General features: G+C 69.9%; 22 protein-coding genes. 14 read left to right on the top strand and 8 right to left on the bottom strand.

All coding sequences use genetic code 11. From position 1 onward, the window contains the following. Window positions 1–100: 100 nt before the first annotated feature. A complete protein-coding gene (locus tag MYMAC_RS09045) occupies window positions 101–514 on the top strand; it encodes a DUF1801 domain-containing protein (RefSeq protein WP_095957786.1) in 414 nt (137 codons plus the stop codon). A 221-nt stretch (window positions 515–735) separates the two neighbouring features. Here MYMAC_RS09045 and MYMAC_RS09040 read toward each other — a convergent pair whose 3' ends face one another. Then, window positions 736–1,758: a deoxyhypusine synthase family protein gene (locus MYMAC_RS09040; RefSeq protein WP_013935168.1), complete on the bottom strand. Its 1,023-nt coding sequence runs from the start codon at window positions 1,756–1,758 to the stop codon at window positions 736–738. Window positions 1,759–1,913: 155 nt separating this feature from the next. After that, the gene (locus tag MYMAC_RS09035; RefSeq protein ID WP_239989434.1) at window positions 1,914–2,408 is read right to left on the bottom strand and encodes a TetR/AcrR family transcriptional regulator; all 495 of its coding nucleotides are present in this window, start codon (window positions 2,406–2,408) and stop codon (window positions 1,914–1,916) included. Window positions 2,409–2,580: 172 nt separating this feature from the next. Here MYMAC_RS09035 and MYMAC_RS09030 point away from each other — a divergent pair, with 172 nt between their 5' ends. The 7 genes from MYMAC_RS09030 (at window position 2,581) to MYMAC_RS09000 (ending at window position 12,528) form a co-directional block, all read left to right on the top strand. Further along, window positions 2,581–4,476 carry an FAD-binding oxidoreductase gene (locus MYMAC_RS09030; RefSeq protein WP_043712221.1) on the top strand — a complete coding sequence of 632 codons (1,896 nt, stop codon included), beginning with the start codon at window positions 2,581–2,583 and terminating at the stop codon, window positions 4,474–4,476. After that, complete coding sequence (locus MYMAC_RS09025; protein ID WP_095957784.1) at window positions 4,476–7,082, top strand: SDR family oxidoreductase; 2,607 nt, start codon at window positions 4,476–4,478, stop codon at window positions 7,080–7,082. Before MYMAC_RS09030 ends, MYMAC_RS09025 begins: the two co-directional genes overlap by 1 nt. Continuing rightward, window positions 7,079–8,044, top strand: a complete 966-nt coding sequence (locus MYMAC_RS09020; RefSeq protein WP_239989433.1) for an NAD-dependent epimerase/dehydratase family protein — start codon at window positions 7,079–7,081, stop codon at window positions 8,042–8,044. Before MYMAC_RS09025 ends, MYMAC_RS09020 begins: the two co-directional genes overlap by 4 nt. 167 nt (window positions 8,045–8,211) lie before the next feature. Continuing rightward, window positions 8,212–8,973 carry a hypothetical protein gene (locus tag MYMAC_RS09015; RefSeq protein ID WP_239989432.1) on the top strand — a complete coding sequence of 254 codons (762 nt, stop codon included), beginning with the start codon at window positions 8,212–8,214 and terminating at the stop codon, window positions 8,971–8,973. 200 nt (window positions 8,974–9,173) lie between these two features. Then, window positions 9,174–9,485, top strand: a complete 312-nt coding sequence (locus MYMAC_RS09010; RefSeq protein ID WP_095957781.1) for a hypothetical protein — start codon at window positions 9,174–9,176, stop codon at window positions 9,483–9,485. A 550-nt stretch (window positions 9,486–10,035) separates the two neighbouring features. Next, window positions 10,036–12,114, top strand: a complete 2,079-nt coding sequence (locus MYMAC_RS09005; RefSeq protein WP_095957780.1) for a sodium-translocating pyrophosphatase — start codon at window positions 10,036–10,038, stop codon at window positions 12,112–12,114. A 210-nt stretch (window positions 12,115–12,324) separates the two neighbouring features. Beyond that, window positions 12,325–12,528 carry a hypothetical protein gene (locus tag MYMAC_RS09000; protein WP_095957779.1) on the top strand — a complete coding sequence of 68 codons (204 nt, stop codon included), beginning with the start codon at window positions 12,325–12,327 and terminating at the stop codon, window positions 12,526–12,528. A gap of 48 nt (window positions 12,529–12,576) precedes the next feature. Here the strand turns inward: MYMAC_RS09000 and MYMAC_RS08995 are convergent, their stop codons facing one another. Next, complete coding sequence (locus MYMAC_RS08995; RefSeq protein WP_095961536.1) at window positions 12,577–13,815, bottom strand: MFS transporter; 1,239 nt, start codon at window positions 13,813–13,815, stop codon at window positions 12,577–12,579. A gap of 122 nt (window positions 13,816–13,937) precedes the next feature. Here MYMAC_RS08995 and MYMAC_RS08990 point away from each other — a divergent pair, with 122 nt between their 5' ends. Continuing rightward, window positions 13,938–14,933, top strand: coding sequence for a LysR family transcriptional regulator (locus tag MYMAC_RS08990; RefSeq protein WP_239989431.1), 996 nt, complete (start codon window positions 13,938–13,940; stop codon window positions 14,931–14,933). Window positions 14,934–15,014: 81 nt separating this feature from the next. Further along, complete coding sequence (gene hrpA / locus MYMAC_RS08985; RefSeq protein WP_095957777.1) at window positions 15,015–18,725, top strand: ATP-dependent RNA helicase HrpA; 3,711 nt, start codon at window positions 15,015–15,017, stop codon at window positions 18,723–18,725. A 104-nt stretch (window positions 18,726–18,829) separates the two neighbouring features. Here hrpA and MYMAC_RS08980 read toward each other — a convergent pair whose 3' ends face one another. From MYMAC_RS08980 to MYMAC_RS08970, 3 genes are all read right to left on the bottom strand, one after another. Beyond that, window positions 18,830–19,663: a hypothetical protein gene (locus MYMAC_RS08980; protein ID WP_170114720.1), complete on the bottom strand. Its 834-nt coding sequence runs from the start codon at window positions 19,661–19,663 to the stop codon at window positions 18,830–18,832. Between the two features lie 222 nt (window positions 19,664–19,885). Next, window positions 19,886–20,722 carry an alpha/beta fold hydrolase gene (locus MYMAC_RS08975; protein WP_170114719.1) on the bottom strand — a complete coding sequence of 279 codons (837 nt, stop codon included), beginning with the start codon at window positions 20,720–20,722 and terminating at the stop codon, window positions 19,886–19,888. Window positions 20,723–20,757: 35 nt separating this feature from the next. Next, window positions 20,758–21,513, bottom strand: a complete 756-nt coding sequence (locus tag MYMAC_RS08970) for a GntR family transcriptional regulator (protein WP_095957775.1) — start codon at window positions 21,511–21,513, stop codon at window positions 20,758–20,760. A gap of 152 nt (window positions 21,514–21,665) precedes the next feature. On the opposite strand from MYMAC_RS08970, the gene MYMAC_RS08965 reads away from it, so the two are divergent. The 3 genes from MYMAC_RS08965 to MYMAC_RS08955 are packed head-to-tail and all read left to right on the top strand — an operon-like array spanning window position 21,666 to window position 23,760. Further along, a complete protein-coding gene (locus MYMAC_RS08965) occupies window positions 21,666–22,535 on the top strand; it encodes a fumarylacetoacetate hydrolase family protein (RefSeq protein ID WP_095957774.1) in 870 nt (289 codons plus the stop codon). 35 nt (window positions 22,536–22,570) lie between these two features. Further along, the gene (locus MYMAC_RS08960) at window positions 22,571–23,113 is read left to right on the top strand and encodes a VOC family protein (protein ID WP_095957773.1); all 543 of its coding nucleotides are present in this window, start codon (window positions 22,571–22,573) and stop codon (window positions 23,111–23,113) included. Then, window positions 23,110–23,760, top strand: a complete 651-nt coding sequence (locus MYMAC_RS08955) for a polysaccharide deacetylase family protein (protein WP_095957772.1) — start codon at window positions 23,110–23,112, stop codon at window positions 23,758–23,760. Before MYMAC_RS08960 ends, MYMAC_RS08955 begins: the two co-directional genes overlap by 4 nt. A gap of 29 nt (window positions 23,761–23,789) precedes the next feature. On the opposite strand, the gene MYMAC_RS08950 is transcribed toward MYMAC_RS08955, so the two are convergent. Beyond that, entirely contained in the window at window positions 23,790–24,158 is a 369-nt protein-coding gene (locus MYMAC_RS08950) for a type II toxin-antitoxin system PemK/MazF family toxin (RefSeq protein WP_095957771.1), read from the bottom strand. 243 nt (window positions 24,159–24,401) lie between these two features. Between MYMAC_RS08950 and MYMAC_RS08945 the strand changes: the two genes are divergently transcribed. Then, window positions 24,402–25,766, top strand: coding sequence for an IS1182 family transposase (locus tag MYMAC_RS08945; RefSeq protein ID WP_095957770.1), 1,365 nt, complete (start codon window positions 24,402–24,404; stop codon window positions 25,764–25,766). 141 nt (window positions 25,767–25,907) lie between these two features. Here MYMAC_RS08945 and MYMAC_RS08940 read toward each other — a convergent pair whose 3' ends face one another. Then, a complete protein-coding gene (locus MYMAC_RS08940; RefSeq protein ID WP_095957769.1) occupies window positions 25,908–26,228 on the bottom strand; it encodes a hypothetical protein in 321 nt (106 codons plus the stop codon). Between the last annotated feature and the right edge of the window lie 31 nt (window positions 26,229–26,259).

Genomic DNA, 26,259 nt, shown 5'->3' with positions numbered 1-26,259 from the left:
GGGCGCTCCAGGCAGGTCCTCGGAGGCCCCGGCGAGGCGCAGTGTAGGAAACTTCAGCAAGGCCCGAAAATCCCGGGTGCGCCCGGCGAAAGGCAGGGAGATGAAGAATCAACCCGTGACGGATGGCGAGTCGGCATCGAAGGTCATCAGCGAGAAGATCGCCGAGCTGGGTGACTGGCGCGGCGAGACGCTCGCGCGGATGCGCGCGCTCATCAAGGAGGCCGCCCCGGACGTCGTGGAAGAGGTGAAGTGGAGAGGCACACCCGTGTGGTCGCAGGACGGGGGCATCTGCACGGGCGAGACATACAAGACGGCCGTGAAGCTGACCTTCTTCAAGGGCGCCTCCCTGGAGGACCCCGCCGGACTCTTCAACTCGAGCCTCGACGGGAACGTGAGGCGCGCCATCGACATCCACCAGGGTGAGGCGGTTGACGCGAAGGCGTTCAAGGCGCTCATCCGCGCGGCCGTCGCGCTCAACACGGCGGGTGGAAAGAAGTCCACGAAGCGCAAGTGAGCGGCGGCCGCCGTACCCAGTCCGAAGCGCCCCTGCCCGAGCGGGCGCTGGCTTCATGCGCGAGCACGCGGGAGCGATGCTCAGCCCCAGCCCCGCCTCCACCAGGCCCACGGCACACTCCGGGCCCCCCTCTGACATCCACGGTAAATCTGTGACAATTGAAGCTGCGTTGAACATGGGCTTGCACGCCATATCAACGCAGCCCCCGCCGGCCGCGACGGCTAGCGCTGGTGCTTCGCGATGAGCGCCTTCGCCGCCTCCGGCTTGCTCTGGGCCTCGAGCAGGGCGCGGAGCATCAGCGGAGCCACGATGGTGGCATCCGACTCGATGACGAACATCGGCGTCGTCTCGGTCAGCTTGTCCCAGGTGATCTTCTCATTGGGCGTGGCGCCCGAGTACGAGCCGTAGGAGGTCGTCGAGTCGCTGATCTGGCAGAAGTAGGCCCACGGCTTCACCGGCTTCTGCAGGTCGTACTTGATGGAGGGGACGACGCAGATGGGGAAGTCACCGGCGATGCCGCCGCCAATCTGGAAGAAGCCCACGCCCTTGCCCGCGGAGAGCTCCTCGTAGCGGTCATAGAAGTCCGCCATGTACTCAATGCCAGACTTGACGATGCTCGCGTTGCACTCGCCCGTCTTCACGTAGGACGCGAAGATGTTGCCGAAGGTCGAATCCTCGTAGCCCGGGACGACGATGGGGAGCTTGCGCCGCGCCGCCTCGAGCAGCCAGCAGGCCTCCGGGTCACCCTCGTACGACGAGGGCTCCAGCATCTGGATGACCTCGTAGAAGTACTCGTGCCAGAAGCGGCGCTGGCCCTTCTCCGTCGCCGTCTTCCACATCGGGACGACGTACTTCTCCACCGCGCGGAACGCCTCGTCCTCGGGGATGCTCGTGTCGGTGACCCGGCGCATCCGCTGCTCGAGGATCTTCGTGTCGTCCTGCTTGGTGAAGTAGCGGTACTCCGGGAAGTCCTTGTACGCGGAGTGCGCGACGAGCCGGAAGAGCGACTCCTCCAGGTTGGCGCCCGTCACGGACAGGCCGTGAATCAGCCCGGCCCGGATGGCGGGCGCGAGCGTGATGCCGAGCTGCGCCGATGACATCGCGCCCGCGACGCTCCAGAACATCCGGCCGCCGCTCGAAACATGCTCCCAGTAGGACAGGAGCGCATCGCGCGTCGCGCGCGCATTGAAATTCTTGTAGTTCGTGAGGACGAACTCGAGGACGGGAAGTTCGGACGCGGACATGTAGGCCTCCAGAGACAACGTGGTGAATGCTCGGGAGGCGCCCGCGCTGCAGAGCCACCCGAGGACACCCTACGGCCGCGACGAGGTGTCGTGCCGCCATCGGAGCGTCAAGTGGCTGCGCGCTCCCTAGCACAGGCGCCCCGGGCAAGCCACTTTCAGATGCGCTGGACCACCCGCAGCGCGAAGCGGACGAAGCGCGCGTCCAGCGGCTCATTGAGCATGAGCCGCTGCCACACCAGCCCGGAGAGCACGTTGACCACCAGCTCGCGGTCGGCCGGGCGGCGGTCGGCGAGGCAGGCCCGGAGCTCGTCACCGCGCGGGCGCACGAGCTGGGCGATGAGCCTCCGGTGGAGGTCCTCGTCGAACTGCGCCTCCGCCATCAGCGCCCGCAGGACGGGCGCCGCCTCCGAGGCGCCCCGGCAGAACTCCACCAGCGTGGAGGACAGGGAAGGCTTGCGGCGGCTCATGCGGGGCGCCTGGCTCACCCACTCCGAGAACGCGTCGAGCACCAGCGCCCCCTTTCCCGGCCACCAGCGGTAGATGGTCTGCTTCCCGGCCGCCGCGCGCTTCGCCACGTCCGCGGTCGTCACGGCCGAATAGCCCTTCTCCAACACCAGCTCCTGCGCCGCCCTGAGGATGGCGAGGCGCACCTTCTCGTCTCTTGGTCGGCCCGTCCGCATGACGTGCCTTTACGAGACTCCGGGTCTCGGAAGCAATCCAATTACGAGACCAATGGTTCCGAAAATGCGTAACGCGGTGCGCACCTGCGTAACCCGCGCGCGTTGACGCAGCAGAGGGGCCTGTGTACGACTGCGAGTGACCATGTCTAAACAATCAGGTTTGCTGCGCCGTCTGGGGAATGTGGCGCTGACCGAGGTGAGTGAGCGCTTCGGTGGCTCGCCCTCCACGCCCGCCTCTGGAGACACGCGCTTCACGCCGCCCGCGGCGCCCGCTTCCAAGGACGAGGAGTCCCTGGAGGGCTGGGGCTTCGCCGATACCCGCTTCGTGGTGAAGCCCGACGGAAACACCGTCCTGACGGGCACCCGCTACAACATCAGCAACGTCGAGCTGCCGGAGCTGATGCCGTGGTTCGCTGGCAAGCTGGCCTCGCCGCTGGGCTACGACAACCGCAACGAGCCGCACTACCCGCCGGAGATTCCCGCGGCGAAGCAGGACGCGAAGCTCGTGGCCGCGCTGCGCGAGTTCCTGAAGGAGGAGCAGCTCACGGACGACCCCAAGCAGCGCCTGCGCCGGGGCCACGGCCACACGGGCGGTGAAATCTGGGCCATCCGCTACCGGAAGCTGGACCGGGTGCCGGACCTGGTCGTCTTCCCGCGCGGCCACGATGAGGTGGTGCGGCTGGTGGAGGTCGCCACGAAGCACGGCGCCTGCGTCATCCCCTTCGGCGGCGGCACCAACGTGACGGAGGCGCTGCGCATCCCGCTCGCGGAGGAGCGCTTCGTCATCGCGGTGGACATGCGGCAGATGAACCGCATCCTGTGGGTGGACCCCGTCAACCGCATGGCCTGCATCGAGGCGGGCGCCACGGGCCGCCACCTGATGGAGGCGCTGGCGAAGTTCGGCTTCACCATGGGGCACGAGCCGGACAGCCTGGAGTTCTCCACGCTGGGCGGGTGGATTGCCACCAACGCCAGCGGCATGAAGAAGAACCGCTACGGCAACATCGAGGACCTGGTGCTGGACATGCAGGTCGTCACGGCCCAGGGCATCGTGGAGCGCCCGCGCCAGGCGCCCCGGGAGAGCGTGGGCGTCAACCCGCGCCAGTACATGTTCGGCAGCGAGGGCAACTTCGGCATCGTCACCACGGCGGTGGTGAAGCTGTTCCCGCTCCCTGAGGTGCAGCGCTACGGCTCGGTCATCTTCCCGGACCTGGAGACGGGCCTGTCCTTCCTCTACGCGCTCCAGCAGTCCGGCGCGGTGCCGGCCAGCGTGCGGGTGATGGACAACACCCAGTTCCACTTCGGACAGGCGCTCAAGCCGGCCAAGCACGGGCTGGCCGCGAAGCTGAAGAGCGAGGTGGAGAAGGCCGTGGTGACGAAGCTCAAGGGCTTCGACCCGTACAAGCTCGCCGTGGCCACGCTCGTGTTTGAAGGCTCGAGCGAGGAGGTCGCCTTCCAGGAGAAGACGGTGTACCGCATCGCCGCGGAGCACGGCGGCATGAAGGGCGGCGGCGCCAACGGCGAGCGCGGCTACCAGCTCACCTTCGGCATCGCGTACATCCGCGACCTCACCTTCGAGCACTGGGCCATCGCCGAGAGCTTCGAGACGAGCGTGCCGTGGAGCCGGGCCATGGACCTCTACGAGCGCGTGCAGCGCCGCGTGGAGAAGGAGCACGCCGCCATGGGCCTGCCGGGCAAGGTCTTCTTCACCGGCCGCTTCACGCAGGTCTACCAGACGGGCGTGGTCATCTACTTCTACCTGGGCTTCTACGCGAAGGGCGTGGCGGACCCGGTGGCCGCGTACGCGGCGCTGGAGCACGCGGCGCGGGAGGAGATTCTCGCCGCGGGCGGCTCGCTGTCGCACCACCACGGCATTGGCAAGATTCGCCGCGGGTTCCTGCCGGAGGTGTACTCGGAGGGCGCGCTGGCCCTGAACCGCAAGGTGAAGGCCGCCATCGACCCCGACAACGTCTTTGGCGCGTCGAACAGCGGCATCAATGGACCGGTGGCCCTGACCCCGGATGAGGAGGCGCACTGATGTCCCGCCACGTTTTCCTTACGGGCGTCACCGGCTTCGTCGGCAAGGTGGTGCTGGAGGCGCTGCTCTCCCAGGGCGTCGAGCGCGTCACGGTGCTGGTGCGCGAGTCGAAGGACCGCCAGGGCCGCGTGCATTCGGCCGCGGAGCGCTTCGCGAAGGTGGCGCAGGCGGAGTGCTTCTCGCGCCTGCCCGCCGGCTGGACGGAGCGCGTCGCGGTGGTGAGCGGCGACCTGGAGCAGCCCGCCTGCGGCCTGGCCCCCGCGGACTCGGAGGCCGTGCGCCAGCACGTCACGCACGTGGTGCACTGCGCCGCCAGCGTGGAGTTCGACCTGCCGCTGGCGCAGGCGACCTCCGCCAACATCCGCAGCGCGCTGTCCGTGCTGGAGCTGGCGCGCGCCTGCCCCAGGCTGGTGGGCATGGTCGACGTGTCCACGGCCTACGTCAACGTGTGGCGGCCCGGCCCCATCGAAGAGAAGCTGGCGCACCTGCCGAAGCCCGCGGCGGAGCTCTACGCCGCCTTCCAGGTGGCCGAGGGCGAGGGCCGCGAGTGGCTGGAGCTCACCGGCCACCCCAACACGTACACGCTCACCAAGAGCGTCGCCGAGCACCTCATCTGCGAGCAGCGCGGCCACGTCCCCGTCGTCATCGTGCGCCCCAGCATCGTCTCGGCCGCCTACCGCACGCCCTTCCCCGCCTGGCTCGACAGCCCGGCGGCGCTGGCGGGCTGCCTGCTGTACAGCGGCCTGGGCGTGGTGCGCGCCTTCAACGCGGACCCGTCGGTGCGCCTGGACGTGGTGCCCGTGGACGTGGTCGCCAGTGAAGTCGTGCGCTCGGTGTTCGGCCCCATGCCCAAGCCCGGCCAGGCCGTCCCCATCGTCCACGCCACCATGGGCGTGCAGCGCGCGCTGCGCATCGACATGGCCGCGGCGTCCACCATCGAGTGGTTCAAGCACCGCCCCGGCGTGGTGAAGGCGCCGGACATGTTCGTGGGCCGCAAGGACCACGGCTTCGACACGGTCGACCTGGTGCGCCGGGAGCTGCCGGTGCAGTTGCAGAAGGCGGCGCTCGCGCTGCTGGGCCAGAGCAAGGCGCACCGCCGGCTGGTGCGCGCCGACGAGAAGGTGCAGTACCTCAACGAGGGCTTCTCGTACTTCACGCACCACACCTTCGACTTCGTGCGCGGCGCGCCGCTGGAGGTCCCCGGCTTCGACCCCTTCGACTACGTGCGCGTGGTGAACGAGGGCATGTACCGCCACCTGCTCTCGCGCGACGAGACGCAGGTGTCCTTCGCCGGCCCCAAGCACGACGACGCGCGCGGTGACCGGGCGTGGGTCCAGGAGCGCGGCGTGGGCAACGCCACGCACAAGGTGTTCGGCTATGCGCTGCGCAAGACGTTCCGCCACTGCACCAGCGACGTGACGTTCGACCGGCCGTCCTTCGAGCGCGCGATGGCGCAGGTGCCCCCCGGCACGCTGGTGGTGCTGGCCCCCACCCACCGCAGCTACTTCGACTTCCTGCTGACCAGCTACCTGTGCTTCCAGCACCCGGAGCTGGGCATCTCGATGCCCCACATCGCCGCCGCGGAGGAGTTCGGCCGCATCCCGGTGGTGGGGCCGATTCTCAAGGAGTCACAGGCCTTCTTCATCAAGCGCGGCGTGGGCCGCGAGGTGCCGGAGCTGGGCGAGGAGCTGCGCCGGCTCACCGAGAAGAACGCCTCGCTGATGTTCTTCGTCGAGGGTCAGCGCAGCCGCGCGCGGCTGATGCTGCCGCCCAAGCGCGGGCTGCTGCGCGCCCTGCAGAACACGCGGCGCAAGTTCGTCGTGCTGCCCATCGCCATCTCCTACGACCGGCTGCCGGAGGAGGCGTCCCTGTCCGAGGAGCTGTCCGGCAGGCCGCGTCCGAAGATGACGCTCACCGGCGTGCTGTCCTGGCTGTCGAAGCTGGCGCGGGGCCAGGTGCAGCTCGGCCGGGTGCACGTCGCGTGCGGGGCGCCGCAGGCGCTCAACCCGGACACCGACGTCCGCGCGCTGAGCCACACGCTCATGGCCGAGCTGCAGCGCCACACCACGGTGAGCAGCTTCCACCTGCGCACGTTCCTCGCCGAGCACCCGATTCCGGGCGTGGACGAGGCCTGGCTGCGTGACGCCATCGAGCGCCGCGGCGGCCGGGTGGTGGACAGCGACCTGCCCGTTCCGACGCCGCTGTCCCCGGCCCTGGCGCACTCGCTCCGGAACCAGTGGCAGCACTGGTTCGCCGGGGACGTGCTGGCGCGCCAGCCGGGCAACCCCGCGCTGGAGGACCACCTGTCGCGCTACCGCTGGTGCGCCACCCCGCTGGCCGAGCTGAGCGACGCGCGCGTCGACGCGGTGGTGAAGGCGCTCTTCGAGCCCGTCGTGCGGGACTACCAGGAGGCGACCAAGGTCCGCGCGCCCGACGAGCTGAAGGCCGTGGCGGTGACGCACCGGCCGCACCTGGATGGCGTGGTGCAGGCCCTGGTGTCCCGCGACATCGTGAAGCCCTCGGGTGACAACTTTGAGTGGGGGCCGAACGCGGCGGAGCTCTCCCAGTTCCATGAAGCGTGCGCCTGGCGCGGGGTGCAGCCGTGAAGACACTCGTGACGGGAGCCAGCGGGTTCCTCGGACGCAATCTCCTGGAGGCGCTGGGCGACGACGCGGTGGCGCTGGTGCGCGCGCCGCTGCCGGGCGCGGTGGCCCAGGTGTCGGGCACGCCGCTCGACCCGGACGCGTGGCTGCCGCGGGCGCAGGGCGTGAAGGTGGTGATTCACGCCGCGGGCATGGTCCACCACAGCCGGCAGCACGCCGAGGAGATGGTGCGCTTCAACATCGACAGCGCGCTGGCCATGGTGCGCGCCGCCAAGGCGCTCGACGCCCGGCTGGTGCTGGTGTCGACGTCCGGCACGGTGGGCTGCTTCGCCCATCCGACCATCGAGGCGGACGAGCACTCCCTCTACGCGGAGGGGCTCGTGGGCCGGTGGCCCTACTACCTGTCGAAGATTCGCGCCGAGGAGCAGTCGCGGAAGCTGGCGAAGCAGCTCGGCGTGGCGCTGACGGTGGTGCGGCCTCCGGTGCTGCTCGGCCCGGGTGACACCCTGGGCCGCTCCACGACGAACGTGGCCCGCGTGCTGAACGGCCGCCTCCCCTTCATCCCCACCGGAGGCATCGCCTTCACCGATGTGCGGGACGTGGCGCACGCCCTCGCGGTGCTGGCGAAGAAGGCGGACTGGCGGGACACGTACCACCTGCCCGGCACCGCCCTGCCCCTGCGCACCTTCTTCGAGCGCGTGGGCGAGGTCGCCGGCATCCGGGTGAACCGGCCCGGCGTGCCGACGCTCGTCGTCGACGGGCTCGCGAAGCTCGGCTCCCACGTGCCGCTCAAGAAGCTGCCGGACCCCGTGGTGCTGGAGATGTCCACGTGCCACTGGGGCTTCAAGACGCTCTGGAGCCACGAGGAGCTCGACTACCGGCCCCGCAGCCACCGGCAGACGCTGAGCGACACGGTGGCCTGGCTGCGCGAGGCCCAGGCGCGGCAGACGCCGCTCGCGGGCTGAAAGCCTCTGCCCCCTCGAACCGCGAGGGGGCCATGCGGCATGTGGCCTGTCGATGTGGGTGTCGCAGGCACGCCGGATGTGAAGCAACAAATACGTATCAACGCATGTGCCGCAAATCGACATAAACGTCAAAAACAAGCAAATCAAGTGTGCTAGCTTCCGCCGCCATGCACACATCCCTGCGTTTCGCGTCCCTCCTCCTCGCGTCTTCTCTCACTGCTGGCTGTCTCGGCCCCGAGACGGACGCGGACACGGCGGAGGTCCAGTCCATCGAGCAACAGGCCACGGATCCGTCGTTCCGCGTCTACAACGTCGTCGAGGCCGTGCTGCCGGCCGGCAACTACGACGGCGTCGCTGGCAACGAGTGCGTCGCGCTCATCAACCCCGAGCACCGTCTCCGCAAGATCATCATCGTCGAGACGGCTGGCGCCAACGGCGCGTGCGCGCTCAACGCCTACAGCGCGGGCAGCGCCTTCAGCTTCACGTGGGGCGACACCTCCGTCTACCAGGGCCCGGCGGGCATCGCCTCCATCCGCGCCGCGCTGTCCGACGATGATGGCGCCGTGCACCGCCTCACCGGCACGCTCACCTCCGAGGCCACGACGCTGGCCCACCTGCAGGCCTTCCCCACGCAGACCCACGCCCAGCAGGCCACGCAGCTCAAGTCGTTCGAGGCCGTGCGCGTCCACTCCATCTACGACTTCGAGGGTCAGGAGCAGGTCTACGCCGAGGCCGCCTACCAGTCCGTCCGCGTCACCCAGCCCTGTGAGAACCCCGGCTATCCCAGCCTGAACGCCCGCGTCCACAACGGCTTCGTCTACGGCTACACCGCCACCAACACGGGGAGCTGCCACAGCGGCTGGTTCACCCGGCGCTACGTCTACAACCGCGACTGGCAGCTCGTGGAGAGCTACGAGTACTCGGAGTAGCCCACCGCTGCTTCGCTGCGCCCTTCGTCCGGCCGCGCGGCCGGATGAAGGGCCAGGGCGTGCTGGTGAAGACCTTGCAGTGCCAGCGCGGCGCGTGAGTTCCGCTGCCCGACAGCTCCCACGCCGGTTGTTCCCCCCCGCGTGCTCCAACGGGTGACGTGGCGCCACCTCTTGGACTCAAACCAGGACAGGAGTCCCTCATGAGAATGAAGCTGACCGCCGCCCTCCTCGGCCTTTTGTCGCTGCTCGCGATGCCGGAGGCCCGGGCGAGTGGAGATACCGCCTCTCCGGTTCAGGACTGGAATTGCGATGGGGCCATCAACTCCTTCGACCTGCTGCTGTATGAAACCTATTACTGGAGCCCGGGTCTGCCCCCCTGGCCACTGGACCCTGATGGCAACCCCATCTACGACCAGGTGGAGGCATGCGTTCGCTGCCACGAGGGCAACCTCACGGCTCCGCAGGAGCTTCCCACGAACAAGGGGGGATTGATGAAGTCAGGCTGTTCCTGATCCCTACGCGACGCGCGGCCAGGGGGCGCCTCAGGTCACGAGCCGCGCCCGCGCCCCGCCACCAGACCACTGAAGGCGGTGACGAGCAGCGGACTGGCGGGCGCAGGCATGCCCCGGGCCCATCAGCCTGGGCGCCCCAGGCGCCCCCCGACCTCCCCGGGGGCCCACCGCGGGCGGGCCAGACGCGCGCAGCTCAAACGATGCCTGTAGGTCTACGACAGATAGCGGGAACTCCCTGGTATCCGAGCGGACCTCATCCGGGCGCCGGATGAAATCATGAGGGAGTCCGGGCACTTGGGAGGAAGGCGGCAATCTCCACCGCACGACTCCGTCCCCCAGGAGCCCGTCCCGCACGGGAGCGGCCGGGGTGCTTTGGGGCGGTGACCCACCAGCCCACATCCTCGTCCAATCTCCCAACCTGACAGGGCGCGCCTAGGAAACTCCCAGATTGCGCTGAAATCAACTATACGCGCACCCTACAAATTTCGCGGCACACGAGCGACTCGGTCGGAGAGGTCAAAAGCCCCCCGGGACTGCTCTGGAGGATTGGATGGAGTTGTCGAGTCTCGAGTCGAGTTTCTGGGCAATCGCACCGGGCGTGGTCGGCGCCGTGGGGCTGCTCTTCGCTGCGGTCTTCTACTTCCGCGTCAAGTCCCTCCCTGAGGGCGACGCGACGATGAACCGCATCGCGGGCTACATCCGCGAAGGCGCGATGGCCTTCCTGGTGCGCGAGTACAAGGTGCTCGCGGCGTACTGCGCGGTCATCGCGGTGCTCATCGGCCTGGCGCTGGGGCCCCTCGCGAGCGGCAGCTTCGTGCTCGGCGCGTTCCTGTCGCTGCTGGCCGGCTACATCGGCATGAAGGCCGCGACGTACGCGAACGTGCGCACCGCGCAGGCCGCGCGCGGCGGTTCGAAGCCGAACGCCCTCCTGGTCGCCCTGGACGGCGGCGCGGTGATGGGCCTGGCCGTCGCCGGTCTGGGCCTGCTGGGCATGGGCGGCGTGTACTACGCGTTCCAGGGCCACGCGCAGCTCTCCCCCATCCTCCACTCGTTCGCCGTGGGCGCCAGCTCCATCGCGCTCTTCGCGCGGGTGGGCGGCGGCATCTACACCAAGGCCGCCGACGTCGGCTCCGACATCGCCGGCAAGGTCATTGAGAACATCCCCGAGGACGACCCGCGCAACCCGGGCGTCATCGCCGACAACGTGGGCGACAACGTGGGTGACGTGGCCGGCATGGGCGCGGACATCTACGAGTCCATGGTGGCCGCCATCGTCGCCGCCATGGCCATTGCGCTGACGGCCAACGCGACGGAGCTCTCCCGCCTCGTCGTGGACCCGGCGGCGGCAGGGACGGCGAAGGTGGCCGGCGTGGTGCTCCCGCTGGTGTTGTCCGCGGTGGGCCTGGTGGTCAGCCTGCTGAGCATCTTCATCGCGCGCGCGCTCAAGAACATGAACCCCGCGCAGGTGCTGCGCAGCGCGCTCATCCTGCCCCCGGTCATCCTGGTGGGGCTGTCCTTCGTGATGATGCAGGTCTTCGGCCTGTCCCAGGCCATCACGGCGGCGCTGGCCGCGGGCGCCTTCGGCGGCGCCATCATCGGCCTGGTCACGGACTACTACACGTCGGCGCGGCCGGTGCAGCGCATCGCGGAGGCCTCCATCACGGGCGCGGGCACCAACCTCATCCGCGGCCTCGCCGTGGGCATGGAGAGCGTCGGCATCTCGATGGCCACCATCGCCGTGGTCGCCTACATCGCGGACCAGGCGCTCGGCCTGTACGGCATCGCGCTGTCCGCCGTGGGCATGCTGGGCGGCACGGCCGTCGTGATGACGGTAGACGCGTACGGCCCCATCTCCGACAACGCGGGCGGCATCTCCGAGATGTCCGGCCTGGGCCCCGAGGTCCGCGCCATCACCGACGAGCTGGACGCGGTGGGTAACACCACGGCGGCCATCGGCAAGGGCTTCGCCATCGGCTCGGCGACGCTCACCGTCATCGCGCTCTTCTCCGCCTTCAACCTGGAGGTCAACCACACGCGCATCGCCGGCGGTCTGCCGGAGATGAGCCTGATGCTGACGGACCCGCGCGTCATCGTGGGCCTGCTGCTGGGCTCCATCCTCCCGTTCATGGTGGGCGCCTCCACGATGCTCGCCGTGGGCCGCGCGGCCGGCGCCATCGTCGAGGAGATTGGCCGCCAGTTCCGCGAGATTCCGGGCCTGATGGAGCTCAAGGCCGACCCGGACCCCAAGAAGATCGTCGACATCGCGACCAAGAGCGCCCTGCGCGAGATGATCTTCCCGGGCATCGTCGCCGTCGTCGCCCCGCCGCTCGTGGGCTTCCTGCTGGGCCCCAGCGCCCTGGCGGGCCTGCTGGCCGGCGCGCTCGTCGTCGGCGCCACCATGGCCCTCTACATGGCCAACGCCGGTGGCGCGTGGGACAACGCCAAGAAGTACATCGAGAAGGGCAAGCTGCCGGGCCACGCGAAGGGCTCGGCCGTCCACAAGGCCGCCGTCGTCGGCGACATGGTGGGCGACCCGTTCAAGGACACGTCCGGTCCGGGCGTGGCCATCCTCATCAAGGTCATGAGCGTCGTGTCCCTGCTCGTGGCCTCGCTCATCGCGCTGCGGTAGCCGTCTCCCGGAAGCGGTGCCTCGGCAGCAAGAGGCGCCGCTTCCAGTCCAGCAGCTCGCACCGCGCGGCCTCCTGGCGCCGCGCGGTGCTCCGGAGCGCTGGACCCCGGCTGGCACGGCACCAGCCACCCCCACCCCTGGCCGCACGGTCGTGCCCTGAATGGCGGGTGCGCGAGCACTACACTTGTTCCGGTGACAGAGAGGTGCCCCATGGTCCTGGAACTCTCCCAGCAGCAGCTTCACCTCCTGCACGCCTGCCTGGCCGAAAGCGCCGAGCAGTTGCGCGACGAGGTCCTCCACACCGACGAGCGCGACCTGCGTGAAGCACTGAAGCTCAAGCTCGACCGGTTGCAGAAGCTCCAGCGGCAGGTGGAAGCCACGATGCGAACGCAGGAAGGGACACCCGCTTACTGAAAGCCAGTGGGGCGCAGTCCAAGCGCCACGGCGCGGTGGCGCCTCACGTCAGCGCGCCACGCGTCCCGCTGGAGCCAGGCGGACCAGCAGTGCCGCCAGCGCCGCCCCCGTCGCCAGCACCGTCACCGCCGCCCATCCCCACCGGGCCAGGACGAGGCTGCCGCTCGCCGCCCCCACGGACATGCCGATGAAGATGCCGACGAACAGCACCGCGTTGAGCCGGCTGCGCGCCGCGGGGTCGATGCCGAAGACGATGGTCTGATGCGCCACCAGCGACATCTGGACGCCAAGGTCGAAGCCAATCGCGCTGCCGGCAATCAGCCACAGCCGGGCATGGGGCTCCAGCCACGGCGCCGCGAACATCGTGGCGAACGAGAGCGCCGTCAGCCCCGCGCCCAGGCGCGTGACGACCTCCGGGCCGAAGCGGTCGGCGAAACGGCCCGCCACCGGAGCCCCCAACGCTCCCGCCGCGCCCGCCAGGCCGAAGGCGCCCGCCGCCGCGCTCCCCAGGTGGAAGGGTGCGCCGTGCAGCATCACCGCCAGCGTGGACCAGAACGCGCTGAAGCCCACCGAGAGCAGGCCCTGCGCCAACGCCGCCCGGCGCAAGGGGCCATACCGGCGCCAGAGCGCGGCGAGCGACCCCAGCAAGGCCCCGTATGACAGCGTACTGGTGGGCTGGAAGCGAGGCAGTCCACGCCATGCCGCCACGCCAATCAGCGCCACGCTGCCCGCGGCGATGAGGAACATGGCACGCCAGCCAAACTGCTCGGCGACCACGCCAGCCACGACCCGGGACAGCAGGATGCCCAGCAGCAGGCCCGTCATCACCGTGCCCACCACCTTGCCGCGCTCGCGCTCGGGCGCCAGCGTCGCCGCGGCCGGAACGATGTCCTGCGCCACGGTGGCCGTCAGGCCCACGGCGAAGCTCATGACCAGCAGCAGGCTCATGCCCGGAGCAAGGCCGCCCAGCAGCAGCGCAACGCTCAGCAGGGCCGCCTTCACCAGGATGATGCGGCGCCGGTCGAAGCGGTCTCCCAGCGGCGTCAGCAGCAGGATGCCCAGCGCGTACCCCAGTTGGGTGAGCGTGGGGAGGAAGCCCACCACGGCGTCCGAAGCCCTCGTGGAGGCCCCGATGACGCCCAACATGGGCTGGCTGTAGTAGAGCGCGGCCACCGGGACACCGGCGCTCACGGCCAGCAGCAACCGCAGGGCTCCCGACATCGGCGCGCTGCCCCCGTGGCTGATGCTGGCTCCCGCGTTTCCATGTACGGCGCGAATGAAGGACATGACGTTCATCCTGGGTGATGCGAGTCGGGATGAACGTGCTCCAGAGGGCGCCGCGCTGGTAGTAGCGCGGCTCGCACAGCGGATATACGCTGGGCGTATAAAGCAGCCCCGAGGTGCCCCGCTTGCCCCGCCCGTCCAAGCCCGCCCGCTCACGCACGCCCCGAGGGCGGACGCCCCGGCGCACCGCCAGCGCGCCAGCCACCGCGGACCGGCTCGAGTTGATGCAGACGTTCATCCGCATCGTCGACGCGGGGAGCCTGTCCTCCGCCGCGGCCCAACTGGGCACCACCCAGCCAACGGTGAGCCGGAGGCTCCAGGCGCTGGAGCGCTCATTGGGGCTGCGGCTGCTTCAGCGCTCCACCCACGCGATGAAGCTCACGGAAGACGGCGCGCGCTGCTACGAACGCGCGAAGGAGCTGCTGGCCAGTTGGGAATTGCTCGAGGCCGACCTGCGCGGCGCGAGCAACGAGCCGGAGGGCACGCTGCGCGTCGTGGTGCCCCATGCGTTCGGACAGCAGTTGCTGGTGGAGCCGCTGACGGAGTACCTGAACCGCCATGCGCGCGTGTCGGTCGAATGGCTGCTGCACGACCGGGCGGTGGACTTCATCACGGACGGCATCGACTGCGCGATTCACGTCGGCGAGGTCCATGACCCCAGCGTCGTGGCCATCCGCGTGGCCGAGGTGCCCCGCATCGTCGTGGCCGCGCCCTCGGTGCTGGGTGGGAGCTCGCCCCCCATCCATCCTGACGCGCTCGCCCGGTTGCCCTGGCTGTCGCTGCGCACCTTCTACCGCAATGAGCTCTCACTGACGCACGTGGACACCTGCGAGGTCCAGCCTATCACCTTCCAGCCGAGACTGAGCACGGACAGCCTCTACGCCATCCGCAGCGCGGCGCTGAAGGGGCTGGGCGTCTGCGTGGCCTCGGCGTGGCTCCTCCAGGAGGACCTCGCGCAGGGCCGCCTCGTGCATCTGGTGCCCCAGTGGCGGGCCGCGTCCCTGCCCATGTACCTGCTCTATCCACACGCGCGGTTCCATCCGGCGCGGCTCCGCAAGTTCGTGGAGCTGATGCGGGCGACGATTCCCGCCGCGCTGGCGGTGGCCACGCGCGCGCGGTGAGCCGCCTCGCCGCCTTGGAGCCAGGCGGCCACGCGATTCGTCAGGGGCGAAACGTGCCCTTCAATGATAGGCCATGCCGCCATGTCCGGCGACTCACCCGTCCCCACCCCCGGCGGCTTGCCAACCCTGCGCTTCCCCCCTGAGCTCCCCATCTCGAGCCGGGTGGAGGACATCACCGCGGCCATTCGCGCCCATCAGGTCGTGATTGTCGCGGGGGCCACCGGCTCGGGGAAGACGACGCAGCTTCCGAAAATCCTGCTCGCCATGGGGCGCGGCCGCCCGCGCCAGATTGGCGTCACCCAGCCCCGGCGTATCGCCGCGACGAGCGTGGCGGCGCGCGTGGCACGCGAGCTCGGCACGGAGCTGGGCACGGACGTCGGCTACCAGATTCGCTTCGAGGACCGCTCGTCCCGGCAGACGGCCGTGAAGTTCATGACCGACGGCGTCCTGCTCGCGCAGATTCACAGCGACCCACTCCTGCGCCGCTACGACACCATCGTGCTCGACGAGGCCCACGAGCGCAGCCTCACCATCGACTTCCTGCTCGGGTGGCTCAAGCGCATCCTCCCCCGGCGCCCCGACCTCAAGGTGGTGGTGAGCTCGGCCACCATCGAGACCGAGCGCTTCTCCCAGTTCTTCGGAGAGGCCCCGGTCATCCAGGTGGAGGGCCGCACCTTTCCCGTGGACGTGCTCTACGAGCCGCCCCCCGAGGACGCCGAGTTGGCCGACGCCGTCGCAGATGCGGTGGCGAACGTCATCTCGCTCGACCCGGACGGGGACGTCCTCGTGTTCCTCCCCGGGGAGCGGGAGATTCGCGAGGCCGAGAATGCCCTGAACGCGCGCGAGCTCCGCGGCACGGTGGTGCAGCCCCTGTATGCGCGCCTGTCGGCCGCCGAGCAGTCGCGCGTCTTCGCCACCATCCCCCAGCGCCGGGTCATCCTCGCCACCAACGTCGCGGAGACGTCGGTCACCATCCCGGGCATCGTGTACGTCGTGGACACGGGGGTGGCGCGCCTGTCGCGCTACGAGCCACGCTCGGGCACCACGCGCCTGCACATCGAGCCCGTCTCCCAGGCCAGCGCCGACCAGCGCAAGGGGCGCTGCGGCCGCGTGCGCGAGGGCATCTGCGTGCGCCTCTACGACGAGGTGAGCTTCACCACGCGGCCCGCCTTCACCGACCCGGAAATCAAGCGCACCGGGCTCGCGGGGGTCATCCTGCGGATGAAGTCCCTTGGCCTCGGTGACGTCGAGGACTTCCCCTTCCTCGACCCGCCCCAGCCGAAGGCCATCGCCGAGGGCTGGCGGGTGCTCGAGGAGCTCGGGGCCATCGAGGGCAAGGAGCGCACCCTGACGCCGCTCGGGCACCAGCTCGCGCGCTTCCCGGTGGACCCGCGCATCGCGCGGATGATTCTCGCCGGCGTCGAGTACGGGTGCCTGGACGAGGTGCTCATCGTCGCCGCGGCGCTCAACCTGCAGGACCCGCGCGAGCGGCCACGGGAGCTCGCGCAGAAGGCGGACGCGTTGCACGCGCGCTTCCGTGACGAGCACTCGGACTTCACGGGGCTCCTCAAGCTGTGGGCCTTCGTCCGCGAGGCCGAGGGCCGGGGGACGTCCCATCTGCGGCGCGTGTGCCGGGACAACTTCCTGTCCTTCCTGCGGGTGCGCGAGTGGCGGGACGTCCAGCGCCAGCTCGAGGAGACCGTCCGCGAGCTGCGCCTGCCGCGCAAGGGCCGGGGCGCCCCGGCGCGCGGGGACGTCCTGCACCAGGCGCTGCTCACCGGGCTCCTGTCGCGCATCGGCCAGTGGAACCCGGAGCAGCGCCACTACACGGGCTCGAAGCAGACGCGCTTCATGGTGCACCCCTCGTCGGCGCTCGCGAAGAAGCCCCCTGCCTGGGTGATGGCGTTCGAGCTCGTGGAGACGTCCCAGCTCTTCGCGCGCACCGTGGCGAAGCTCGACCCGGAGTGGCTCGCCGCGGCGGCCCCCCACCTGCTCAAGCGCAGCTACTCCGACCCGCACTGGTCGGAGAAGTCCGCGCGCGCCATCGTGAAGGAGAACGCGACCCTCTTCGGGCTCACCGTCTTCAGGGAGCGCCCGGTGCCCCTGGCCAGCAGGGACCCCGCCGAAGCACGGCTGATGTTCCTCGAGCACGCCCTGGTGCGGGGCGAGTACCGCACCCGGGGGGCGTTCCAGGAGAAGAACCGCCAGGTGTTCGAGCGCGTGGCGCGCCTGCGGGACAAGGCCCGGCGCAGCGAGCTGCTCGACAGCGAGGCGATGCTGACCTTCTTCGACAAGCGCGTCCCGGCGGACGTGACGGACGGAGCGGGCTTCGAGGTCTGGCGTCGCAAGGCCGAGGCGGCCGACCCCGACGTGCTCGTCCTCTCGATGGAGGATGCCCTCTCGCACGACCCGGGCCTGTCCCCCGCCCACTACCCGGATGCCCTCAAGCTGCACGGCGCGTCCGTGCCGGTGACGTACACCTTCGACCCCTCGGCCGAGGACGACGGCATCACCCTGAGCGTGCCGCTGCTGCTGCTCGCCCAGATGGGGCCGGGTGAGCTCGACTGGACCATCCCCGGTTGGCAGCGGGAGAAATTCACCGCCCTGCTCGAGCAGCTCCCCCGCGCCCAGCGCAAGCAGCTTGGGCCGTTGCCGGACCTGGTCGACCTGCTCGCGAAGGAACTGGAGCCCTTCCGCGGGCCGATGATTCCAGCGCTCGTGCGTGCGGTGTCCCGCCTGTGCGGCGTGGACGTGAGCGAGGAGTCCTTCCGGGCGGAGGCCGTGGTGCCGTACCTGCGCATCACGCTCCGGGTGCTCGACGAGAAGGGAAAGGAGCTCGCGCGGGGCCGCGACGTCGACGCGCTGCTCAAGCAGCACGGGGGCCATGCGCGGGCGGCGCTGCGCAGCGCGGCCCCGGCTTCGGACTGGGAGCGCAAGGGGCTGACCGCGTGGACCTTCGGCGAGCTGCCCGCCGTGGTCACCCGGCGGATCGGCAACCTCGAGGTCCGCAGCCATCCCGCGCTCGTCGACCGGGGCGCCACCGTGGACCTGGTGCTGCTCGAGACCTCCGCCGCCGCGGACGCGGCCACGCGCGCGGGGGTCCGCCGGCTCCTGATGCTCGCCGCGCGCGGGCACGTGGCCGTCAGCGCCGCGCGCATGCCGCCGCCCTTCCCATCCCTGAACGGCGCGCCGCCCGCGCGGGGCCAGGCGGACGCCTTCCGGGCGCTCGTCCTCGCACGCGGCGTGGATGATGCGTTCAAGCTCGCGCCGGGCGCGCCGCTGCCCCGCACGAAGGCGGCCTTCGAGGCGCTGCTCCGAGACGGCTCACCGCGCATCGAGCAGGCGGCCCGGGACTGGGCGAACGCCGTCGTCGTCACCTCCGCGGAGCTCTCCAAGACGCTCGCCGCGCTCAAGGCGGCATCCACGGGGCCGAGCGGCGCGGCGGCCGTGCGGGACATCCGCTCGCAGCTCGGGCAGCTTTTCCCCGCGAAGCTCATCGAGTGGATTCCCTTCTCGCGCCTGCTGCACTACCCGCGCTATCTCCGCGCGGCCCAGGCACGGCTGGCGCGTGCGGTGGCGAACCCCGGCAAGGACGCAGGGAAGGCCGCGCCCTTCACGCCCCTGTGGGAGACCTTCCTCACCAGGTACGCCACCGTGCGTGAGCAGGAGGCGGCGCAGGAGCTCCGGTGGACCTTCGAGGAGCTCCGAGTGGCCATCTTCGCTCCGGAGGTGACGACGCCCGTGTCGGTGACGGTGGCGAAGGTCGGCGCGGCCCTCGCGGCGCTGCGCTAGAAGCGACGGGACCACCGCGCGAGCAGCGGACTACCGCTGGAGCTCCGTGAGCACGGGGCCGGCGACGCCAGGCGCCGACGCGCCAGGGTCCGTGCAGGCCGCGCTCAGCTCAGGACGGTGCGCAGGTGCATCGGGCCGGCGGGGACGCCCACGTCGCGGCCCGCAGGGTCGTCGGAGGGCGTCTGCCAGGCGTTGGCCTCCGTCACCGTCTTGCCGGTGGCCTCATTGGTGATGGACATGCTGCCCGTGTGGCCCGCGGGGGTGATTTGACTGGTGTTGTAGCCGCTCCAACCCGTGGCGGCGTTGCCGAACGTCGCCTCGCCCCACGTCTGGCCGGAGTTCGCGCCGGGCTTCGCCGAGCCGTCCTTCGACATGCACCACGCGACGCTGCTGTTGTTGTCGAACGCCACCATCTGCGACTGGCCGGGCTGGAGGGTGAACGTCTTCGGCGTGCTCTTGTCGAAGTTCTGTCCGTCGTTCGGGCCGCCCTTCTCGCCCACCTTGTTCCACAGGGTGATGGTCTGCGGCTGCCCCGTGGTGTTGGTGAACGTGTTGGTGAACTTGAACTGGCTCTTCTGCTCCGGGGAGATGAGCTGCATGTTGCTGTTGTAGGGCGAGCCCACGTTGTTCACGCTCAACCAGGGCTGGCTGGCGTTGTACACCGCCCCGCTGGACGGAGCGCCGAAGCCAGGGCCCGCGTCACTGACGTGGGACGCCGAGGCCGCCCGGGGCGCGGAAGACACACCACTCAGGTTGACGCCCTGCCCGCGCGCAGCCGGCTCGAAAGCATCCGTCATGAGCTTCTGCCACGCATCGCGCTGGGGCGGAGAGGCCTGCGTGCCCTTCACGTCCGGCGCGGGCGAAGCAGCCGAGGGGACATACGGAACGCCCACCTGGGGCAGCGAGCTGCACGAACGGCTGAGGAGCGGGATGGACATGGCGGACTCCTTGAGGCCGGCGAGTGGAGGGGCGTTCGTGCCGGCCGCGCGTGACGTGCCCTGCCGCAAAGCAGGACACATGCCACCACCTGAGCCGCCATCCAAAGACAGCGAGACGCCACCTGCCTCAAGGAAATCAGTGACTTGAAAGAAAGCGGATGCGGCCCTCGCCGATGACGGCACGCACCACCTGGTGTCTCGGGTCACCAGGCGCGCGGCGCCTCAGCCCCGCGCGGCCACCACGAACGTCTCGAGCACGGCCTCGAAGTCCGCCGTCGCCTCGATGAAGGGCGCGTGTCCCACGCCGGCGAGCCAGGCGCTCTGGCCCTGCCGCACGCTCGCCAGCACCACATCCGAGCTCATGGCCGGGAGCACCACCTGGTCCAGCTCACCATGAAGCGTCACCACCGGACGGCGGCAGCGCTCCAGCTCCGCCGAATAGTCCTCTGCTCGCGAGAGGAGCGCGCGCCGGACGTTCACCGGGACGCGCTGCATGAGCTGCACGCTCGCGTCGACCAGGGCCGGAGGGAAGCTCCGCGCCGGGCACGCCTCGACGAAGGCGCGCGCGGCGGCCGCGTAGATGTCCGCGTCCTCCGAGAGGAGGCCACGCGCGTTCGACATCATCCCCGGACCAAACAGGGCCCGTGCGGGTTTCCCCGTCTTGAGCGACGCCGCCACCAAGAAGAGCCCACCCAGCGCCTCATCGCCGTGGTGCCGGAGGTAGTCCCCCACGACGACGCCACCGTAGGACCAGGCGACCACCACGGGCCGCTCCAGGCCGAGCTGCCGGATGACCGCCGCCAGGTCCCCGGCGAAGTTCGCGCCGTCGACATACGGGGCCTCGCCTTCGGGCTTGTCCGAGTCCCCATGTCCACGAAGGTCGAGCGCGACGAGCCGATGATTCCGGGACAGGCCACCCTGGAGCACCCGGCTCCAGCTCTGACGGCTCTGGGCAAAGCCATGCACGAAGAGGACGGACGGAGCGCCTGACGCCGGCCCCGACTCACTCACCGCCAACCGGACGCCACCTGCACCTTCGACGAAGGACGTGCGAATCATGTCGCCCGCAGCCGTACGCCCCCGGTGGCGGGGCGTCAATCCTTCACGCCGCGGCCCCGGACTTTTGTCGGCAAAGGGGCTCCTGGCGCGGGCGTCTCCGCGCGCAGCCCAGGGTGGGCGGCGAGGACCAGCTCGGTCGTCCGGGCGATGTGCTCCGTCAGGAGCGCGCAGGCCCGCTCGGCGTCGCGCTCCAGGGCGGCCTTCACGAGCGCGGCGTGCTCGTTCTCCACGTGCCGTCCGGCCTTGCCGTAGGCCTGGGCGAGCCGGCGGTAGCGCTCCGTCTGGTCGAACAGCGTCGCGTGGAACTTGAGGAGCCAGGGCGAGCCACACGCGCTCAGCAGGGCCGAATGGAAGCGCGCGTGCTCCTGCTCCCAGGTGTCATCCAGCGTCCCGCTCCCCGAAGCCGGCGCGCGGCGCTGCAGCCGGTGGAGGGCCGCCGCCACCTCGCCTTCCCAGGCGATGTCCCCCTGCGCGATGGCCGCGCGAAGCGCGAGCGGCTCGAGCTGCTGCCGCGTCCGCGTCAGATCCAGCAGGTCGGCCCGGGAGATGGGCGCCACGCGGAAGCCGCGCTGGTCCTCGATGGTGACGAGCCCCTCGGACGCCAGGCGACAGCACGCCTCACGCAGCGGCGTCCGCCCCACGCCATAGCGCGGCGCCAGGTGCTCGAGCCGCAGCTTCTCGCCCGGCGCCAACAGCCCATGCAGGATGTCGCCGCGCAGCCGGTCCAGGACCGCCGACGCCAGCGTGGGTTCGGACACCGGGCCACCACGGATGCGAGAGGGAGCAGCCATTGATTCCTCGAGTGGACGAAGGACCTATACGACACCACTCAAAATTGACACAAGGCGTCACCCTGGATGCAAAATGCATTTTGTCGACATTCGGTTGAGCGAGGCCCTCCCCGCGGCTAGCCTTGGCGCGGACGAGGGAGACCAGCGACACCATGCGGATTGCTTCGATTCTCGTGAGGGACACGCCCGCGCTGGGCGTGAAAACGGCGCGGGGGATGGTTGACGTGACGGCGCTCGACGCCACGGTGGGGAGCTCGCTGCGGGCCCTGCTGGAGCGCGGTCCGGAGGCCCTGGCCATCCTGGCCCACCGCGCGGCGGAGGCGCCCGAACAGCTCCTGCTCGCACCCTCGGCGTTCCGCTACCGGACGCTCCTCCCGGAGCCGGGCAAGTTCCTGTGCCTCGGGCTGAACTACGTCGCGCACGCGTCCGAGGCCACCTACGAGACGCCTCGCCATCCGGTGGTCTTCACCCGCCTCCCGTCGAGCCTGCTCGCCCACGAGGAGCCGTTGGTGGTGCCCACCTGTTCGGAGCAGTTGGACTACGAGGCCGAGCTCGCCGTCGTCGTGGGCCGTACGGGGCGCGACATCCCGAAGGAGCGCGCGCTGGAGTGGGTGGCCGGGTACACGCTCTTCAACGACGGCTCGATTCGCGACTACCAGAAGCGCACCCACCAGTGGACGATTGGGAAGAACTTCGACGGCACGGGCCCCCTGGGTCCCGAGCTCGTCACGCCCGATGAGCTGCCCGAAGGCGCCCGCGGGCTGCGCATCCAGATGCGCGTCAACGGAGAGCTCCTCCAGGACGCGACCACGTCGGACATGATTTTCGACGTCGCCACCGTCATCGCGGACCTCTCCGAGGCGATGACGCTCCAGCCAGGAGACGTCATCGCCATGGGCACGCCCAGCGGCGTGGGCGCCGCGCGCAAGCCGCCGCGATTCCTCCGCGCTGGTGACGTGTGCGAGGTCTCCGTCGAGCGCGTCGGCGTCCTGCGCAATCCCGTCGTCAACGCGGCGAAGTAGGTTCGAACCGTCGAGACCCACCCCAGGGAGGACGAATGTCCACGCAAGCGAAGCTGCCCGGCCGCCTTCACCACACGGCCTACGTGACGCAGGACTTGGAGGCGACGCGGAGGTTCTACGAGGAGCTGATTGGCCTTCCGCTCGTCGCCACGTGGTGCGAATCCGACGAGCTGTTCGGCGCCGTCCGCACCTACTGTCACACCTTCTTCGAGCTCGCCGACGGCAGCGCGCTCGCGTTCTTCCAGTTCGAGAAGCCGGAGGACCAGGCGCTCTTCGGGCCGAAGATGCCGGACTCGCCGTTCCACCACATCGCGCTGGACGTCACGCTCGAGGCCCAGCAGGGCATCGAGCAGCGCCTGCGGGCCGCAGGCTACACGGAGCCTGGGATGTACGTGCTCGAACACGGCTACTGCCGCTCGCTCTACGTGAAGGACCCGAACGGGATGATTGTCGAGTTCACCTACGACAGCCCGGACGCCGTGAAGCCCGAGCTCGTGCAGGCCCGCCGCGCCAGGGCCCACAAGGAACTGGCCCGCTGGCTGGCGGGGGACCGCACCTCCAACAACGTGTTCCGGTGAGCCTCCTCACGCTGTCGTTCGACAACGGGCCGGACCCGGACGTGACGCCTCGGGTGCTCGACCTCCTGGCGTCGCACGCCATCACCGCGCAGTTCTTCGTGCTGGGGAAGCACCTCGTCACGGAGGAAGGCCGGCGCCTCGTCGCGCGCGCTCGCGACGAGGGACACGTCATCGGCAACCACTCCTTCACGCACGCCGTTCCGCTCGGGGAGGACCCGCGCCCGGACGCGGTGGAGGCGGAGATTGTCGCCACCGACGCGCTCCTCGCCCCGCTCGTCCCCGCGCCGAAGTGGTTCCGCCCCTTCGGCGGGGGCGGCAAGCTGGGCCCTCATCTCCTGAGCCAGCGCGCCGTCGGCCACCTGCGCGCCCATGGCTACTCCTGCGTCCTCTGGAACAGCGTCCCCGGAGACTGGCTGGACCCCAAGGGCTGGCCGGAGAAGGCGCTCGCGGACTGCGCGGCGCGGGCCCACACGCTGATGGTGCTGCACGACATCCCCAACGCCTGCCTCGAAGCGCTGGACGGCTTCCTCCACCGGGCGAAGGACCTGGGCCTGCGCTTCACCACCGAGTGCCCGAGCGACTGCGTGCCCATCGTGGAGGGACGCATCGTCAGGGACCTTTCGGGCCTGGTGGCCGCTGGGGGTTGAGCGCCGCCGAGCCAGACTCCCACCTTCCTTCACGGTCTCCTGAAGAACGACACCTGCTGGAAGCGCAAGCCGGCGAGAATCTGCTCCACCCGGGCATCGGACAAAGACCCGATGCGCTCCCCCAGGCAGGTCTTGTCGACCGAGGAGATCTGCGACACGACGACGACGCTCTGCTTGGGGAGGTTCGCCTCTCCCGCCTCGAGCAGCACGTTCCCTGGCTCGCTGGCCCGGTGCAGGTTCGACGTCAGCGCACACACCACCACCGTGGTGATGCGTGAATGGTTGAAGACGTCGTCCTGGACCACCACGTGGGGGTGCGAATAGCTCGGAGCCGGGCCTCGCGAATCATCAGGCGCCACCCAGAAGACATCACCGCGGTTGATTCGGTCTGGAGGCATGCCCTTGGGTCTCCTGTGTCCGGCATCCGCTTGCAGCCCGGCCTTCTTAGCGACCGCAGGGGCTTCATCCAAGGCATCGTCCGTCAGAAAGCGCCTTGTACCTGGAGCACCACGTCCGCGTGGCCCGCTCCCGCCCAGGCTGGGCGGGAGCGTGGAAGCTCAGCGGTGGCGCTAGGAGCGTGTTGGAGTAACGGCAAGAACCTACTTGAGGCGTAGGCAAGGGCGTGATGCGCTTGCCTACGCATGAGCAAGGTCTTCCGCCCCTACGCACCCGAGCAGTCGGAGTTGCTGCCGCCCTCGCCCCGAGACTGGCTGCCGGCCGGGCACCTGGCGTACTTCATCCTGGACACGGTGGCGGAGCTGAACCTCAGGCCGCTGCTGGCCCGGTATGAGCGGGAGCTGCGTGGCTATCCGCCGCACCACCCGCGGATGATGGTGGGGCTGCTGCTGTACGCCTACTGCGTGGGAGTGGCCTCCTCGCGCAGGATTGAGAAGAAGACGTACGAGGACGTCGCCTTCCGAGTCATCGCCGCGGGGCAGCACCCGGACCACACCTGCGTGAGCGAGTTCCGTCGCCAGCACCTGGACGTGCTGGCGGGACTTTTCGTGCAGGTGCTGGCGCTGTGCCAGAAGGCGGGGCTGGTGAAGCTGGGGCACGTGGCGCTGGACGGCACGAAGCTGAAGGCGAATGCCAGCAAGCACAAGGCGATGAGCTACGAGCGCATGCAGCAGCGCGAGAAGGAGTTGGCCGAGAAGGTGGCCGCGCTGCTGAAGGCGGCCGAGGAGGCGGACGCGGCGGAGGACCGACTCTACGGCAAGCTGAGGCGAGGCGACGAGTTGCCGAAGGAGTTGCAGCGGGCCGAGACGCGGCTGGCGAAAATCCGCGAGGCCAAGGCGGAGCTGGAGGCGGAAGCCCGGGCCGCCCATGAGGCGCAAGAGGCCCAGAAGAAGAAGGACTCGGACGACGAGCCGCCGTCTGGGCCGACGCCCCTGCCCGAGCACCGGGTGCCTACCGAGAAGGACGGCAAGCCCACCCCCAAGGCCCAGCGCAACTTCACCGACCCGGAGAGCCGAATCCAGAAGACGAAGGACGGTTTCATTCAGGGCTTCAACGCGCAGGCGGCCGTGGACGAGGCGCACCAAATCATCGTGGCGCAGGCGCTTACCAACCAGCCGCCGGATGTCGAGCACTTGCTGCCGCTGCTGGAGCAGGTGGTGGAGAACTGCGGCGAGGTGCCCGGGGCGGTGACAGCCGACAGCGGCTACTTCTCCGAGCAGAACGTGGTGCGTGCGGCGAGCATGGGCGTCGACGCGTACATCGCCACCGGCCGACTCAAGCATGGGGTGCAGCCCCCGCCAGTGCGGGGGCGGAGGCCTCGAGACTTGAGCCTCAAGCAGTGGATGGCGCGCCGGCTGAGGACGAAAAAGGGCCGCCAGGTGTACGCCCGGCGCAAGGTGGCGGCCGAGCCGCCCTTCGGCCAAATCAAGCAGGGGCGAGGCTTCCGGCAACTGCTGCTGCGCGGGCTGGAGAAGGCGCGCGGCGAGTGGGCGCTCATCTGTCTCACCCACAACCTCCGCAAGCTGCACGGCGCGATGGGGGCCACGTAGCAGGAGGGGCGTCCGCCCGCGAAGGGCGGACGTGGAACGAACATTCCTTCCACGGGCGCCCCCTGCCGGGAGAGGGGCAGGCGGCCCATATGCTGCAGGGCGCACGTCACCCGGCCCCTTGCCCCTTACAGCAACACGCTCCTAGCAATCCCTCCAGCTCGCGCCCACGAAGCCGAGCCCGCGCCGGGCACACTGGTACTTCGCGTAATTGCGACAGTTCCCTTCCACGACGTTGGGGAACGGCCCTCTCAAGAGGTTGTCCGAGCACCGGAAGTAGCAACAGGCCATGAGGGCGTTGACCTCCCCGCCCTCGGCGCTGGAGTCCTCCGGACTCAGGTACTGCTCCGGAATGGCGATGGCGTCTTGCGGCTCCTGCGCCTCCTCGGGCAACGGGCCGCCGCAGCCCATGAACAACAGCGCCCCCACCATCAGCGACAACGTGCTCTTCATCTGATTCTCCATGACGTCATTCCTCGCTTTGTCTGTTCATCCA

Source organism: Corallococcus macrosporus DSM 14697, from assembly GCF_002305895.1.
In the GTDB taxonomy this organism is placed as follows: domain Bacteria; phylum Myxococcota; class Myxococcia; order Myxococcales; family Myxococcaceae; genus Myxococcus; species Myxococcus macrosporus.
This window is presented reverse-complemented; position numbering and strand designations above follow the sequence as displayed.

Coding starts and splice junctions, on each gene's coding strand:
- MYMAC_RS09045 (WP_095957786.1), top strand. CDS start 101: ATGAAGAATCAACCCGTGACGGATGGCGAGTCGGCATCGAAGGTCATC.
- MYMAC_RS09040 (WP_013935168.1), bottom strand. CDS start 1,758: ATGTCCGCGTCCGAACTTCCCGTCCTCGAGTTCGTCCTCACGAACTAC.
- MYMAC_RS09030 (WP_043712221.1), top strand. CDS start 2,581: ATGTCTAAACAATCAGGTTTGCTGCGCCGTCTGGGGAATGTGGCGCTG.
- MYMAC_RS09025 (WP_095957784.1), top strand. CDS start 4,476: ATGTCCCGCCACGTTTTCCTTACGGGCGTCACCGGCTTCGTCGGCAAG.
- MYMAC_RS09015 (WP_239989432.1), top strand. CDS start 8,212: ATGCACACATCCCTGCGTTTCGCGTCCCTCCTCCTCGCGTCTTCTCTC.
- MYMAC_RS09010 (WP_095957781.1), top strand. CDS start 9,174: ATGAGAATGAAGCTGACCGCCGCCCTCCTCGGCCTTTTGTCGCTGCTC.
- MYMAC_RS09005 (WP_095957780.1), top strand. CDS start 10,036: ATGGAGTTGTCGAGTCTCGAGTCGAGTTTCTGGGCAATCGCACCGGGC.
- MYMAC_RS09000 (WP_095957779.1), top strand. CDS start 12,325: ATGGTCCTGGAACTCTCCCAGCAGCAGCTTCACCTCCTGCACGCCTGC.
- MYMAC_RS08995 (WP_095961536.1), bottom strand. CDS start 13,815: ATGTCCTTCATTCGCGCCGTACATGGAAACGCGGGAGCCAGCATCAGC.
- hrpA (WP_095957777.1), top strand. CDS start 15,015: ATGTCCGGCGACTCACCCGTCCCCACCCCCGGCGGCTTGCCAACCCTG.
- MYMAC_RS08980 (WP_170114720.1), bottom strand. CDS start 19,663: ATGTCCATCCCGCTCCTCAGCCGTTCGTGCAGCTCGCTGCCCCAGGTG.
- MYMAC_RS08975 (WP_170114719.1), bottom strand. CDS start 20,722: ATGATTCGCACGTCCTTCGTCGAAGGTGCAGGTGGCGTCCGGTTGGCG.
- MYMAC_RS08970 (WP_095957775.1), bottom strand. CDS start 21,513: ATGGCTGCTCCCTCTCGCATCCGTGGTGGCCCGGTGTCCGAACCCACG.
- MYMAC_RS08965 (WP_095957774.1), top strand. CDS start 21,666: ATGCGGATTGCTTCGATTCTCGTGAGGGACACGCCCGCGCTGGGCGTG.
- MYMAC_RS08960 (WP_095957773.1), top strand. CDS start 22,571: ATGTCCACGCAAGCGAAGCTGCCCGGCCGCCTTCACCACACGGCCTAC.
- MYMAC_RS08950 (WP_095957771.1), bottom strand. CDS start 24,158: ATGCCTCCAGACCGAATCAACCGCGGTGATGTCTTCTGGGTGGCGCCT.
- MYMAC_RS08945 (WP_095957770.1), top strand. CDS start 24,402: ATGAGCAAGGTCTTCCGCCCCTACGCACCCGAGCAGTCGGAGTTGCTG.
- MYMAC_RS08940 (WP_095957769.1), bottom strand. CDS start 26,228: ATGGAGAATCAGATGAAGAGCACGTTGTCGCTGATGGTGGGGGCGCTG.